General features: G+C 74.3%; 14 protein-coding genes and 2 pseudogenes. 10 read left to right on the top strand and 6 right to left on the bottom strand.

The window, feature by feature from the left end:
- Positions 1 to 48 precede the first annotated feature (48 nt).
- On the bottom strand, positions 49 to 705 hold the full coding sequence (locus ACFW3D_RS16345; protein WP_500504804.1) for a class I SAM-dependent methyltransferase: 657 nt from the start codon (positions 703 to 705) through the stop codon (positions 49 to 51).
- A gap of 149 nt (positions 706 to 854) precedes the next feature.
- On the opposite strand from ACFW3D_RS16345, the gene ACFW3D_RS16340 reads away from it, so the two are divergent.
- Positions 855 to 2021 (top strand): MalY/PatB family protein, encoded by a 1167-nt coding sequence (locus ACFW3D_RS16340; RefSeq protein ID WP_500504803.1) that lies wholly within the window; start codon positions 855 to 857, stop codon positions 2019 to 2021.
- 81 nt (positions 2022 to 2102) lie between these two features.
- On the opposite strand, the gene ACFW3D_RS16335 is transcribed toward ACFW3D_RS16340, so the two are convergent.
- Both ACFW3D_RS16335 and ACFW3D_RS16330 read right to left on the bottom strand, forming a co-directional pair.
- Positions 2103 to 3071, bottom strand: coding sequence for a YihY/virulence factor BrkB family protein (locus ACFW3D_RS16335; RefSeq protein WP_500504802.1), 969 nt, complete (start codon positions 3069 to 3071; stop codon positions 2103 to 2105).
- A 94-nt stretch (positions 3072 to 3165) separates the two neighbouring features.
- Positions 3166 to 3687 carry a hypothetical protein gene (locus tag ACFW3D_RS16330; protein WP_500504801.1) on the bottom strand — a complete coding sequence of 174 codons (522 nt, stop codon included), beginning with the start codon at positions 3685 to 3687 and terminating at the stop codon, positions 3166 to 3168.
- Positions 3688 to 3787: 100 nt separating this feature from the next.
- Here ACFW3D_RS16330 and ACFW3D_RS16325 point away from each other — a divergent pair, with 100 nt between their 5' ends.
- The 5 genes and pseudogenes from ACFW3D_RS16325 to ACFW3D_RS16305 all read left to right on the top strand — a co-directional run.
- Positions 3788 to 5269: an AlkA N-terminal domain-containing protein gene (locus tag ACFW3D_RS16325; RefSeq protein WP_500504800.1), complete on the top strand. Its 1482-nt coding sequence runs from the start codon at positions 3788 to 3790 to the stop codon at positions 5267 to 5269.
- 127 nt (positions 5270 to 5396) lie between these two features.
- A complete protein-coding gene (locus ACFW3D_RS16320) occupies positions 5397 to 5912 on the top strand; it encodes a methylated-DNA--[protein]-cysteine S-methyltransferase (protein ID WP_500504799.1) in 516 nt (171 codons plus the stop codon).
- Positions 5913 to 5923: 11 nt separating this feature from the next.
- Entirely contained in the window at positions 5924 to 6661 is a 738-nt protein-coding gene (locus ACFW3D_RS16315) for a 2OG-Fe(II) oxygenase (protein ID WP_500504798.1), read from the top strand.
- Positions 6658 to 6873: pseudogene (locus ACFW3D_RS16310) on the top strand (Ada metal-binding domain-containing protein); the annotation flags it as partial. The gene ACFW3D_RS16315 and the pseudogene ACFW3D_RS16310, both read left to right, overlap by 4 nt.
- A 108-nt stretch (positions 6874 to 6981) precedes the next feature.
- A pseudogene (locus ACFW3D_RS16305) lies at positions 6982 to 7152 on the top strand (alpha-ketoglutarate-dependent dioxygenase AlkB); the annotation flags it as partial.
- Here ACFW3D_RS16305 and ACFW3D_RS16300 read toward each other — a convergent pair.
- Complete coding sequence (locus ACFW3D_RS16300) at positions 7103 to 8320, bottom strand: MFS transporter (RefSeq protein ID WP_500504797.1); 1218 nt, start codon at positions 8318 to 8320, stop codon at positions 7103 to 7105. The pseudogene ACFW3D_RS16305 and the gene ACFW3D_RS16300 overlap by 50 nt on opposite strands.
- A 78-nt stretch (positions 8321 to 8398) precedes the next feature.
- On the opposite strand from ACFW3D_RS16300, the gene ACFW3D_RS16295 reads away from it, so the two are divergent.
- The 3 genes from ACFW3D_RS16295 to ddaH all read left to right on the top strand — a co-directional run bounded on the left by ACFW3D_RS16295 (position 8399) and on the right by ddaH (position 10852).
- Positions 8399 to 9370: a transcriptional regulator gene (locus ACFW3D_RS16295; RefSeq protein WP_500504796.1), complete on the top strand. Its 972-nt coding sequence runs from the start codon at positions 8399 to 8401 to the stop codon at positions 9368 to 9370.
- Positions 9371 to 9387: 17 nt separating this feature from the next.
- The gene (locus tag ACFW3D_RS16290; protein ID WP_500504795.1) at positions 9388 to 9891 is read left to right on the top strand and encodes an Lrp/AsnC family transcriptional regulator; all 504 of its coding nucleotides are present in this window, start codon (positions 9388 to 9390) and stop codon (positions 9889 to 9891) included.
- A gap of 67 nt (positions 9892 to 9958) precedes the next feature.
- A complete protein-coding gene (ddaH, locus tag ACFW3D_RS16285) occupies positions 9959 to 10852 on the top strand; it encodes a dimethylargininase (RefSeq protein ID WP_500504834.1) in 894 nt (297 codons plus the stop codon).
- Positions 10853 to 10925: 73 nt separating this feature from the next.
- Here the strand turns inward: ddaH and ACFW3D_RS16280 are convergent, their stop codons facing one another.
- On the bottom strand, positions 10926 to 11342 hold the full coding sequence (locus ACFW3D_RS16280; RefSeq protein WP_500504794.1) for a PaaI family thioesterase: 417 nt from the start codon (positions 11340 to 11342) through the stop codon (positions 10926 to 10928).
- Positions 11343 to 11379: 37 nt separating this feature from the next.
- Entirely contained in the window at positions 11380 to 12969 is a 1590-nt protein-coding gene (locus ACFW3D_RS16275; RefSeq protein WP_500504793.1) for an MFS transporter, read from the bottom strand.
- 101 nt (positions 12970 to 13070) lie between these two features.
- Between ACFW3D_RS16275 and ACFW3D_RS16270 the strand changes: the two genes are divergently transcribed.
- Complete coding sequence (locus tag ACFW3D_RS16270) at positions 13071 to 13556, top strand: winged helix-turn-helix transcriptional regulator (RefSeq protein WP_500504792.1); 486 nt, start codon at positions 13071 to 13073, stop codon at positions 13554 to 13556.
- Positions 13557 to 13636: the final 80 nt, after the last annotated feature.

Here is a 13636-nt window from a genome sequence, read left to right as displayed (position 1 = left end):
CCGCACGCGCCGGCGGGCCGTGGTCGCCACGGCCCGCCGTGCCGCGTGTCACCGCGCCAGGCGGCGGATCTCCAGGGTGTTGTCCACGCGGGTCGTGGGCCGCCCGTCGGGGTCGTTCTGGACGCGCTCGTGCTCGTCGCTCAGCACGACCTCCCACTCCCCCTCGGGGAGCCCGAGGCTCTCCAGCACCTCCTCCGGCGTCGGGAAGTGCACCTCCGGGTGCGGATCGGTCTCCCAGGCCGGGAACCCGGCGTGCCCCACGACGAGCAGCACGCCGCCGGGCGCCACGGCCGCCGCCGCGGCGCGCAGGATACACTCGCGGGGCATGTCGTTCGGGGAGTGCAGGAACTGCGCGGAGACGAGGTCGTAGGTGCCCTCGGGGAACGTCTCGCCCAGGTCGTGGCGCTGCCAGTCGATGAGGCCGTCGGCGATGCCCTCCGCCCGCGCGTGCGCGGCGGCCCGCTCCAGGGCGACGCGGGAGATGTCGACGGCGGTGACCCGCCACCCCTGCCGGGCCAGCCAGACGGCGTCGGCGCCCTCGCCGCAGCCCAGGTCGAGTGCTGTGCCGGGCCTGAGGCTCCCGACCTCCCGGACCAGGACCTTGTTGGGGTTGCCGCTCCAGACGCGGTCGCTCCCGGCGTACCGGGCGTCCCAGAACTCCGCCTCGGTCTCGGCGCCGGTCGCGCTGGTGGTGCCGTCGGTCATGGATGTCGTCTCCTCCGTGCCGTGGGTGTGGACCTGTCCCCGACCATGCGGTCCCGCGCGCACGCCGGGCAAGCCTTCTTGCCGGTTCGGCAACACGTCCGCCTGCCGCCCTCTGCCCCGGCAGCGGGTCCGCACCTATGTTGGGTGTCATGGACATCACGTCGCATGACGACCATCCGCTGCGCCGCCTCACGCTCGACCAGCTGCGGCGGCGGACGAGCATGAAGTGGCGCACCCATCCGGAGGACGTGCTGCCGCTGTGGGTGGCCGAGATGGACGTGCAGCTGGCCGGGCCCGTGGCCCGCGCGCTCACGGAGGCGATCGAGGCCGGCGACACGGGATATCCGGCGGGCACCGCCTACGCGGAGGCGCTGGCGGACTTCGCCCGTGAGCGGTGGGGCTGGGACGGCCTGGCCGTGGAGCGCGCGTCGATCGTGCCCGACGTGATGCTGGGCGTCGTGGAGATGCTGAGGCTGGTCACCTGCCCCGGCGACCCGGTGGTCGTGAACTGCCCGGTGTACCCGCCGTTCTACCAGTTCGTGACGCACATGGACCGCCGCGTGGTGGAGGCCCCGCTCGGCCCCGGCCTGCGGCTGGACCTCGCGGCACTGGAGGAGGCCTTCGCCCGGTCCACGGCCGGCGGGGGCAGGGCGGCCTACCTGCTGTGCAGCCCGCACAACCCGACCGGCACGGTGCACACCGCCGATGAGCTGGCCGCGGTGGCGGCGCTGGCCGGGTCGTACGGGGTGCGGGTCGTGGTGGACGAGATCCACGCGCCGCTGGTGACCGCCGACGCGGTGTTCGTGCCGTACCTGAGCGTGCCCGGCGGCGAGGGCGGCCTGTCGCTGATGTCGGCGTCGAAGGCGTGGAACCTGGCGGGGCTGAAGGCGGCGCTCGCCCTGGCCGGGCCCGCCGCGGCGGACGACCTCGCGCGCATGCCGGAGGAGGTCAGCCACGGCCCGAGCCACCTGGGCGTCATCGCGCACACGGCGGCGCTGCGGGAGGGCGGGCCGTGGCTGGACGCCGTGCTGGACGACCTCGCCGCCAACCGCCGGCTGCTCGCCGGGCTGCTGGCCGAGCACCTGCCGGCGGTCGGCTACCACCCGGCCCCGGGGACCTATCTGGCCTGGCTGGACTGCCGGAAGGTGGGCCTGGGCGACGACCCGGCCGCCGCCTTCCTCGACCGCGGGCGGGTCGCCCTGAGCGCGGGCCCCGACTTCGGGACGGGCGGCGACGGTCACGCGCGGCTGAACCTCGCGACGTCGCCTGAGGTGCTCACGGAGGCGGTGCGCCGGATGGCGAAGGCGGTCGGCTGACGCCCCCGGCCGAGGTCCGAAACGTCCCCGCGGGGTGGCCGCCCCGGAGACCGAGGCGGCACTGCGCGTGACGCCGTCCCGTCATGGCCCGTCGTCGGCGTGGAGGCGCTCGGTGTCCTGGGGTTCGGCCTTGGGCACCCGGTCGTCCGGGCCGTCGTCGGGGCCGCCGTCCGGCCGTGTCCGGGCGCGTTCGAGCTCGGCGTTGAACTCCAGGCCGAGGAGGACGGCGATGTTCGAGATCCACAGCCAGACGAGGAAGACGATGATCGCCGCCAGGCTGCCGTAGAGCCTGTTGTAGTTGGCGAAGTTGGACACGTAGAGGCTGAAGAGCGCGGAGGCGGCGGCCCAGATGACCACGGCCAGGGCGCTGCCCGGGCTCACCCAGCGGAAGCCGCCGTGCCTGACGTTGGGCGCGGCCCAGTACAGCAGCGCGAGGACCAGGCCGAACAGCGCGAGCATCACGGGCCATTTGACGACGCCCCACACGCCGAGCGCGGCGTCGCCGACCCCCAGCACCTGGCCCGCCCTCCGCGCGAGGGCACCGGTGAAGACCACGCCGATCGCGACGAGCGCCGTGACCACCAGCAGCACCACGGGGAGGACGAACCTGCCGGCCAGGGTCTTCCACAGGGGCCTGCCCTCGTCGATGTCGTAGAGGGCGTTGGCGGCCCGCATGAAGGTCGCCACGTAGCCGGAGGACGACCACAAGGCCACCACGATGCCGATCGCGAGGGCGAGACCTCCTCGGCCGACGCCGTGCTGCAGCTGCCCGAGCACCCCGGTCAGCGTGTCGCGGACCGGTCCGGGAGCGAGTTCGCCCGCGTTCACGATCAGGGGTTCGACACTGGGGCCGCCCAGCAGGCCGATGAGGGAGACCACGACGAGGAGGGCGGGGAAGACCGACAGCACGGCGTAGTAGGTCAGCGCCGCGGCCCAGTCGGTCAGGTGGTCCGCCCAGAACTCCTTCACCGTGCGCCGGAGCACCACGCGCCAGGACTCCTGGGGGAGCTCGGTGGGCTTGCGGGCGCCGGTCCGCGGGTGGCGAGTCATGCGCGTTCACCGCCTCGGGGCACACCGACCCCACAGGAAACAGTGACAAAACGCTACATAAACGGCTGGGCGCGGGCACCCGGAGTGTCAGCGCTCAGTGCTGGAGGGCGACCTTCGCCGCCACGATGACCAGGCCCAGCACCAGGTTCACGATCCCCACCGACACCACCGCCCAGCGGGAGGCGCCCACCCGGACGACGGCCGCGCTCGCCCACCCGACCTGCTGGACGACGGCGACGGTCAGGGCCAGCCAGGCAGTGCCCTCCAGCCCGAGCCCCAGCAGCGGGCTCACCGCGACCGCCGCGGCGGGCAGCAGCGCCGCCTGCACGATCGGCCACTCGCGGACGCACACGTGGCGGATCTCGTGCCAGGTCACCCGCCCCCCGCGCAGCCGGTCCCCGACGAAGCCCGCGTAGACGTGGGCGGCCCAGAACACCAGGCCGGTGCAGATCAGCAGCAGCACCAGTTCCAGCCGCGGGTACGGACCGCCAGAACCGGCCCCGGCCACGACCGAGGCGGCCAGGAGCGACCCGTACACGGCGCCGGTGTAGTTGGCGCGTCCCGTGCCGTTGGCCTCCCGGCCGGTGAGGCCGCGCGGGGCGGAGCTGGCTGTCACCTCCTCAGGATCACCGAGGGGCCCCGGACCCGCACCGCCGTGCCGGGCCGGCCGCGCGCGGAACGTGACGTCCGATTCCCGCCAGCGAGGCGCCTCCGCGATGCCGCACAGTGGAGGGGTGACGAGCGACACGAGCGGCGAGGACAGCAGGTACGAGGCGGTGTGCAGCCGCGACGCCCGCTTCGACGGCGAGTTCTTCTTCGCCGTGACGACGACGGGGATCTACTGCCGCCCCAGTTGCCCGGCAGTGACGCCCAGGCGGCGCAACGTCCGGTTCTTCCGCACGGCGGCCGCCGCCCAGGGGTCGGGGTTCCGGGCCTGCCGCAGGTGCCGTCCGGACGCGGTGCCGGGGTCCGCGGCGTGGAACGTGCGGGCCGACGTGGTGGGCCGTGCGATGCGGCTGATCGGCGACGGCGTGGTCGACCGGGAAGGCGTCGCGGGGCTGGCCGCACGGCTCGGGTACAGCGCGCGGCAGGTGCAACGGCAGCTCAACGCCGAGGTGGGGGCGGGTCCGATCGCGCTCGCGCGTGCGCAGCGGGCGCACACCGCCCGGATCCTGCTGCAGACCACGGACATGCAGGCCGCGGAGATCGCCTTCGCGGCCGGTTTCGCGAGCGTACGGCAGTTCAACGACACGGTCCGCGAGGTGTACGCGCTCACGCCGACCGCCCTGCGACAGGCGCGCCCCGCCCGGCACGCCGCCGCCGACGCCGCGGCCGGGGTGCCGCTGCGGCTGGCGTACCGGGACCCGTACGACGCCGGGCAGGTCTTCGACTACCTGGCGGCCCGCGCGATCGCCGGCGTCGAGGAGATCACAGGGAACCGCGGCCGGCGTGTCTACCGGCGGACGCTCCGGCTGCCGCACGGGCCCGCGGTGGTCGAGGTCGAGGAAGCGGTGTCCGGGCGGGGCGGCGACTGGCTCGAGTGCCGGCTGCATCTGACCGCGCTGCGCGACCTGACCACCGGGACCCAGCGGGTGCGGCGCCTGTTCGACCTGGACGCCGATCCGTACGCGGTGGCGGAACGGCTCACCGCGGACCCCTCGATGGGAGCCCTGGCCCGCGCCCGCCCCGGACTGCGCGCTCCCGGGGCGGCGGACCCGCACGAACTGGCGGTGCGCGCGGTGCTGGGGCAGCAGGTCTCCGTGGCGGCGGGCCGCCGGCTCGGCGCGGCGCTGGTCGCCGCCCACGGCGAACCGCTGGCGGCGCCGAGCGGCGGCCTGACGCACCTGTTCCCCGGCGAGGACGCGCTCGCCGGGGCCTCGCTGGAGGCGGTCGGCATGCCGGAGGCCCGGCGGGAGACGCTGCGCGGTCTCGCCCGCGCCCTCGCCGCCGGACAGGTCCTCCTCGACCCGGGTGCGGACCGGGACCGCGCGGAGAAGGACCTGCTCGCGCTGCGCGGCATCGGCCCGTGGACGGCCGGCTACATCCGGATGCGCGCCCTCGGTGACCCCGATGTGCTGCTGGAGGGCGACGTCGCGGTGCGCGCGGGGGCCGCGCGTGCCGGCGTGCCGCTGGAGGACGCCGAGGGCTGGCGGCCGTGGCGTACCTACGCGATGCACCTGCTGTGGAGCGCCGGTTGACCGGGACGGCCCCGATCCGGAAGGGCGGGGGAGGCGGGAATGCGACGTCCGAATCCCGCCGGACACCGGTGACGAACCGCCGCAGAATCATAGATACCACTGAAGACGTGAGGAAAGGGACGAACCGATGACGGTCTACACGACGTTGGACAGCCCGCTGGGCGAACTGCTGCTGGTCGGCGAGGAGTCACCGACAGCGAAGGGCGGCACCGCGCTCTCCTCGGTGTCGGTGCCGGACCAGAAGGGCGGTGTCATCGCGGCGGACCTGGCGGACCGCGCGCGTGCCGACCACGCCGCGTTCACCGAGATCACCCGCCAGCTGCGGGCATACTTCGCCGGCGAACTGACCCACTTCGAGATCGAGTTCACCAGCGGGGGGACCGCCTTCCAGCAGCAGGTGTGGAAGACCCTGGAGACCATCGACTACGGCACGACGCTCACCTACGCGGACGTCGCCGAGGCGATGGGCATCCCGCGGACCTCGTCGCGCGCGGTCGGCACCGCGATCGGCCGCAACCCGCTGCTGGTCGTCCGTCCCTGCCACCGCGTGGTCGGCGCCAAGGGCGCCATCACCGGCTACGCGGGCGGCGTGGAGCGCAAGCGGCTGCTGCTGGACCTCGAGGCCGGGCGCGGGGCGGCATGAGGGCAACAGCCATGACCACCACCGCCGCACACCCCGCGACGTCCCTGCGCGAGCGGGTCGACGCCGAGGACTGGCCGGCACTGGCCGCCTCACTCGACGCCCACGGAAGCGCCCTGACCGGCCGTCCGGTCCTCTCCCCCGCCGAGTGCCGGGCGGTAGCCGCCCTCTACGACGAGCCCGGACGGTTCCGCTCGACCGTCGACATGGCACGGCACCGCTTCGGCTCGGGGCAGTACCGTTACTTCGCGTACCCCGTCCCCGAGCCCGTACGGGCCCTGCGGGCGGCGTTCTACCCGCGGCTGCTGCCGATCGCCCGCGACTGGGCGGCGCGGCTGCGGCGGCCCGCGCCCTGGCCGGACAGCCTCGACGAGTGGCTGGCGATGTGCCACGCCGCCGGCCAGCCGCGGCCCACGCCGATCCTGCTGCGCTACGGCGCAGGCGACTGGAACGCCCTCCACCGCGACCTGTACGGGGACCTGGTCTTCCCGCTCCAGGTGGTGATCGGGCTCGACGCCCCCGGCGAGGACTACACCGGCGGCGAGTTCCTGATGACCGAGCAGCGGCCGCGGGCACAGACCCGGGGCTCGTCCACCACCCTCCCCCAGGGCCGCGCGCTGGTCTTCACCACCCGTGACCGGCCGGTGCGCTCGGCCCGCGGCTGGTCGGCCGGCCCGATGCGGCACGGGGTGAGCACCGTGCGCGACGGCCGCCGCCACACCCTGGGCCTGGTCTTCCACGACGCGGCATGACGCGGTACGTGCTGACCGGCCCGGACGGGCTGCCGTACCGCAGCGCGGTCCCGGGGGCGCTCGGCGGGCACCGCCGGGGCCGGCTGTACGGCCGCCTGGACTGCTCGACCGCCCTGCGGGCCATCGCCCGCGGCGGATACGTGCGCGAGCGGGTGTTCTTCGCGGACGAGGCGACGGCGGTCGCCGCGGGGTACCGGCCCTGCGCCCGCTGCCTGCCCGAGCGGTACCGACAATGGAAGGCGACACCGACGGAGCGGAACGCCATGACCGACCCCGACGCACTCGCCTGGGCAGCGGCTTCGCCGCTGGTCCCGCCCGAGGACCTGGCCGTGCTCGGCGGCCCGTCCCGCTTCGCGTACCACGCCGTGCCGAAGGTCCACCCGGGCACGGGCGACCCGGCCACTGGTCTCACCTCCGGCCGGCTGAACATCACGATGCGGGTCACGGAACTGGACGACGGGACGGCCCCGGGGCGGGCGCCTCGGGCGTGACGGCGCTCTCGCCGCCCGGGCGCAGGCCGGGCGCCAGCACCAAGGTGACGGCGACTGAGACGGCGGCCATCACGGCCATCGCGGTCCCCGGGGAGGTGTGCTGGGCGACGGTGCCCGCCAGCGCGGCCCCGAGTCCCTGGCAGGCGAGCATGCCGGAAGAGTGCAGCCCGAGGGCGTGACCGCTGAGTTCGTCCGGTGTGAGGGCCATCAGCCGCTCCTGGAGCAGCAGGCTCGCCGCGTAGCCGACGGAGGCCAGGGCGACGACGGCCGCCGCGAGGGGCAGCGCCGGGTGCAGCGCGAAGACCAGGTAGGGGGCCGCGAGCAGCAGCCGCAGCGCGGCGCCCGCGCGTTCCCGCCACCACGGCGGGACGAACCGGCCGGCCATGGTGTCGCCGACGAGCATGCCGCAGGCCGCGGCGGCCAGGAGCAGCCCGGCGTTCTCGGGCGCGTAGGGCACGAACAGCGACTCGCAGCCGACGATCAGGCCGTTGGGCACCCACAGCGCGAGGTACACGTAGCGCCGCGGCCGGGCGGACCACAGCAGCACGTTGGTCCGCCAGGTCTCGGCCGCCGAGGGGCGGCCGCCCGCCCGCGGGGGCCTGGCCCGCAGTCCGGTCAGGGCGGCGGCCGCGGCCGCGAGGTAGAGGGCCGCGCCGGTGAGCAGGACCCCGCGCGGGGACAGGGCGGCGAGCAGCAGACCACCGGCGGCGAAGCCGCAGATCTGCATGGTGCCGGTCGCCATGTTCAGCACGGAACGGCCTAGCAGGAAGCCCCCCTTGGGGAGGATCTCGTGGAGCAGTCCGTAGCGCACTCCGCCGCCCAGGGACGCCACCAGGCCCTCCGCGGGCAGGATGACGAAGACGGCCCAGACCGGCAGGCCGGGGACGGCCAGGACGGCGGTGCCGAGGGCGAAGAGCAGGGCGACCGCCGTGAGCGCGGCGCGCGGCGGAAGCCGGTCGGCCGCCGACAGGAGGGTCGTCGCCCCCACCACCTGCGCGAGGGACGGGCCGAACATGGCGACGGCGGCCAGCAGGGGCGAGCCGGTGGCCTCGTAGACCAGGGTGCTCAGGGCCAGCCCGCTCACCGTCTGCGCCGCGACCTGTCCGGTGGAGACCAGGAACAGCGGGGTGAACTCCCTTGTACGGAAGAGCTCTTGGTAGGTGCGCATGGACCCGAGTCTCGGCGGCGCCGGATCGGGCGGGTTAATGTTTCGCGCAGGCGCGAAACATGAGGAGGAGGTCGGGGCATGGGCTGGTGGCTGGTCGACGCGGAGACACTGGTGGGCAGCCGGTTCGTCGTCTCGCCGCTGGCCGAGGCCATCGCGGCGCTGAAGCTGCTCGACCGGGGCACGGCCGCGCACCCCGGGGAGCGCGGCTGGCTCGACGCGCACCTGCCGGCGTACCGGGAGCGGCTGGCCGCCGACCCGGTGACCGGGCTGCTGGTGCGGGCCGCCCTGGGACGCACCTGGAACGCGGACTTCCTCACCCCCACGCCCTCCGGAGAGGGCAGTCCGGGCTTCGAGGAGGAGCTGACGCGGATCCGGCGGACCCCGGCGGACGCGGCCCGCGAGCATCTGACCGTCTCGCTCGGCGGACCGCTCCCCGAGCCGCTGCGCCGCGCGGACCTGCCGGAGCGGGCGGCGGACGTCGTCGCCTGGGTGTGGACGCGCACCGTGCTGCCGGACTGGCCGCGCCGCCGGCGGGTCATCGAGGCCGACATCGTGGCGCGCACCGCCCAGTTGGGCCGCGGCGGCTGGGCGGAGGCACTGGACGACATGCGCCGGGGGATGCGCTGGCTCGGCGAGGGGCGGTTGCAGATCAACACGCGGGAGTACCCGCCGCGCGACCTGTCGGGTGCCCGGCTGATGTTCGTGCCCGTGACTCCGCGCACCGGCTGGGTGTCCTGGGACGAGGCCGTACGGTACGCGGTGGTGTACCCGTGCTCGGGGGCGCTGGCCGAGGCGGGGCGGCAGCCGGTCCCCGAGGCGCTGGGCGCGCTGCTCGGACCGGCGCGCGCGGCGGTCCTGGTGCTGCTCGCGACACCGCTGAGCACCACGCAGCTGGTCGCCCTGACCGGCCAGGGGCTGGGCTCGGTGGGGCGCCATCTGAAGGTGCTGCTCGACGCCCGTCTGGTGCGGCGCCGGCGGGCGGGACGTTCCGTGCTCTACTACCGGACGGAGACCGGCGACGCCCTGGTCTCGGCCCAGCAGGACGGCTGAGGGAAGGAGCACCGGGCATGGTCCACAGACCCGTGCCGTTCGACGAGCTCGACCGCAAGATCGTCGCGGCCCTGATCGCGAACGCCAGGACGAGCTTCGCGGAGATCGGCGCGGACATCGGCCTGTCGGCCACCGCCGTCAAACGGAGGGTGGACCGGCTGCGCGAGTCCGGGATCATCACCGGTTTCACCGCCACGGTCCGGCCCGCCGCCCTGGGGTGGCGGACGGAGGCGTACGTGGAGGTGTACTGCGAGGGCGCGGCGCCGCCGCGGCGGCTGGCCGAGGTCGTCAGGAACCACCCGGAGATCACGGCGGCCATGACGGTGACCGGCGGCGCGGACGCGCTGCTGCACGTCCGGGCCACCGACGTCGAGCACTTCGAGGAGGTCCTGGAGCGGATCAGGACCGAACCCTTCATCCGGAAGACGATCAGCTACATGGTGCTGTCGCACCTGCTGCCGGAGAGCCCCGAGGCGGGGGCGGGACGCCCCGCCGCGGAGGGCGCAGCAGAGCTGCGCTGAAGTGCCGCTCGACGCAGCATCGCTGCGCCTGCGCGCAGCGTACGGATCTTGTCGCCCACGGCCCCCGATTCCTACCGTTGAGCCGTTCCCCCCGGCCGTCCCGCAGGAAGCGGAGGAGTTCGCCGTGCCCGAGAACCGTGTGGCCCGCCCCCGGCGCTATCTGGTCTGCCCGCCGGAGCACTTCGACGTCCGCTACGCGATCAACCCGTGGATGCGGGAGGGCGTGCGGGTCGACACCGCGCTCGCCCGCGAGCAGTGGGCCGCGCTGGTGCGGGCCTACCGGGAGCACGGTCACACGGTGGAGTCCGTCCGGCCGGTCCCGGGGCTGCCCGACATGGTGTTCGCCGCCAACTCGGCGCTCGTGGTGGAGGGCCGGGTGTTCGGCTCGTCCTTCCACGCGCCCGAACGCCGTCCGGAGGCCGACGAGTACGCGGCGTGGTTCAAGGCGGCCGGATACGACGTGCACCGCCCGGAGCCGGTCTGCGAGGGCGAGGGCGACCTGGTCCCGGTCGGCGGGTTCGTCCTGGCCGGTACGGGCTTCCGCACCGTCCGGGCGGCCCATCACGAGGTGCAGGAGTTCTTCGGCCTGCCGACGGTCGGCCTGCAACTGGTGGATCCGCGCTTCTACCACCTGGACACCGCGTTGTTCGTCCTCGACGACGGGGCCGGCGGCGGCCCGGCGAACATCGCGTACCACCCGGAGGCGTTCTCCCCCGGCAGCCGTGAGGTGCTGCGCCGGATGTTCCCCGACGCGGTGGTCGCCACCGCGGACGACGCGCTGGCCTTCGGCCTGAACTCGGTGTCGGACGGGCGGCACGTGTTCGTGGCCCCCGCCGCGACGGGGCTGGCCGAGCAGCTCGCCGGGCGGGGCTACGTACCCGTGCCCGTCGACCTCACGGAGTTCCACAAGGCCGGTGGGGGCATCAAGTGCTGCACGCAGGAGATCCGCCCGGCGGTCTGAGGCGCGCCGGCCCGGCCCGGGACCGTCACCCGGGGCCCGTGCCGGGGCTCCTGCCCGGGGTCCCTGCCCGGAGTCACACGGGCAGGGACCGGTTGAACAGCCGCACCTGACCGCGGGCGATCGGCCGGCCCGCGGCGTCGGTGATCACCACCAGCCACAGCTGCAGGCTGCGGCCCTGCTGCAGGGGTGTGCCGCGGACGTCGAGGCGGCCCCTGACGTACGGGAGCAGGAAGTCGCTCTGGTTGCCCACGGCGACGGCGAACCGCTTCTCGGGCCGCACCGCGTAGGAGGCACCGACGCTCGCCACGCTCTCGATGACGGTGGAATAGAGGCCGCCGTGGGTGATCCCCCAGGGGGTGTGGTGCTCCTCGGTGGCCTCGAGGTGGGCGGTGACCTCCTGCGCGCTGATCGTGTCGAACCGGAGCCCGACGGCGCGCAGGAAGGCACCGGCGGCTTCCGGATCAAGGTCCGGATCGGTCGTCTCCGTCATCGTGGGTCTCTCCTGTCCTCCTGAGCCGTCGGCGTGGTCAGTGGGCCTGCGGAGCGGGGCGGTTGCCGACCAGCACGAGGGCCGCGACGGCTGCGGCCGCCAGGCCCACGCCGGGGATGAGCACGGCCAGGTGCAGCGCTCCGGTGAAGGCGTCACCGACGGCCGCGGTCACGGTGTCGCGGAGCTCGGCCGGCAGCGTGGAACCCTGGGCGCCGGTGCCGACGGCCCGGGTCACCTGGTCGGCGAGGCCGGAGGGGACCCCGCGGTCGGCGAGTTCGCCGGGCAGCCGCGAGGCGAGGCCGCTGGTCAGCACGGTGCCGGTGACGGTCGCCCCGAGCGTGCCGCCGACCTGGCGGAAGAGGTTGACGGTGCCGCTGGCCATGCCGCCGTCGGTGTGCGGCACGCTGATGACCGCCACGGCCGTACTCGGCGGCAGGACGAGACCTGCGCCGGCACCGAACATCGCCATCAGCAGCACGATCACCTCCGTCGACGAGGTGGGCGTCTGGGCCGTCATCAGCAGGGTACCCGCCGCGGCGAGCAGGGCGCCGGTGCCCAGGGTCGCCTTGAAGCCGATACGGCGCGCGATCGCCGCGGCCACGTAGCTCACCACCACGTAGGAGCCCATCAGCGGCAGGAGCAGCAGGCCCGCGTCGAGGATGGACTCGTGCCGGATCCGCTCGAAGTAGAGCACCTGGGCGAAGGCGGTGGCCACGAAGGCGTACTGGGCGATCATCGCGACGACATTGGCCGCGGCGAAGGAGCGGCCGCGGAAGAGCCGCAGCTTGAGCATGGGCGTACGGGTGCGCGCCTCGTGGCCGACGAAGGCGACGAGCGAGGCGGCGGAGACCGCGAAGGCCGTGATCGCGTGGCCGGTGCCGAAGCCGGTGTGGCCGCCCTCGACGAGGCCGTAGTTCAGCGCGCCGATGGCGAGGACCGCGAGCACGAGGCCGGGCGGGTCGAGGTGACGTCCGGCCTGCCGGCTCTCGGTGACGAACCGGGGCGTCAGCACCAGCACCAGCACCGCCAGCACGACGTTGACCAGGAACACCGCGTGCCAGGACCAGCGCTCCAGGATCAGCCCCGCGGCCACCGGCCCGAAGGCCAGGCCTATGCCGGAGACGGCGACCCAGATGCCGACGGCCCGGGTCCGGGCGTGCGGCTCCGCGAACATGTGGGTCACCAGGGACAGGCTGTTCGGCAGGATGGCGGCGCCGCCGAGGCCCATGAGGGCCTGGCCCACGATGACGCCCGTGGCGCCCGTGGCCAGTGAGGTGACGAGGCTGCCCCCGCCGAGCAGCAGCATGCCGAGGGCGAAGACGCGCCGCCGGCCGAAGCGGTCGCCGACCGTGCCTGCGGACAGCACGAAGCTGGCGACCATCATCGAGTAGATGCCGGCGATCCACACCAGCTGGGCGCCGGACACCCGCAGGTCCTGCTGGAGCGGGGCGAGGACGGCCGTGGTCTGGGTGATGTTCACGAACATCGCCATCTGGCCGAGGCTCGCGACGACGAAGCCGATCCAGCGCTTCCCCGCCTCCCCCGGGTCCGGCGTCCTCGCGGTCGTGGCGGCGTGGGTCGCACCCACGCTCACGGCCTGGGTCGTGGCGGCGCTCGGGCTCGTCATGAGCAGTTCCCTTCCCGACTGGGTTCGAATTTCGAACCTAGCTGTCGCGGGAACGCTACCACGCCTGAGTTCTTTCGGAGAACTCAGGTAGGATCCGGACCATGGAATACCTCGACCAGGACACCTCGAACTGCTCCGTCGGGCGTGCCGTCGGGCTCGTCGGCCAGTCCTGGGTGCTGCTGATCCTTCGCGACGTCACCCGCGGGATCAGGCGCTTCAGCGACCTCCAGGACCACCTCGGCGTCTCCCGATCGGTGCTGGCGGACCGGCTGGGCGGCCTGGTCTCCCACGGGCTCCTCGAACTGCACACGTACCAGGAGCCGGGCGCCCGACGCCGCGCCGAGTACGTGCTCACCGACAAGGGGCGGGACCTCTACCCGCTGCTCACCTCGCTGCGGCAGTGGGGCGACAAGTACCTCGCCGACCCCGAGGGTCCCGCGCTGCTGGCCACCCACCACGACTGCGGCGCGCCCGTACGGGCCCGGCTGGTCTGCGACGAGGGCCATGTGATCGGCGCCCCCGAAGAGGTCGACCGCACTCCCGGCCCCAGCGCCCGCCCCCGCCCCGCCGCGGGCGCGACGGCCTGAGCGGACCCGCGCCGTACGGGGCACGCCCGCTGCGCCCCGAATGGCCGGTGCACGACTTCGGGACGGAAGAGCGGGGCTGC

The organism is Streptomyces sp. NPDC058864, assembly GCF_042742985.1.
GTDB lineage: Bacteria > Actinomycetota > Actinomycetes > Streptomycetales > Streptomycetaceae > Actinacidiphila.
The sequence above is the reverse complement of the archived record's forward strand: the minus strand, read 5'-3'. Positions and strand labels throughout refer to the sequence as shown.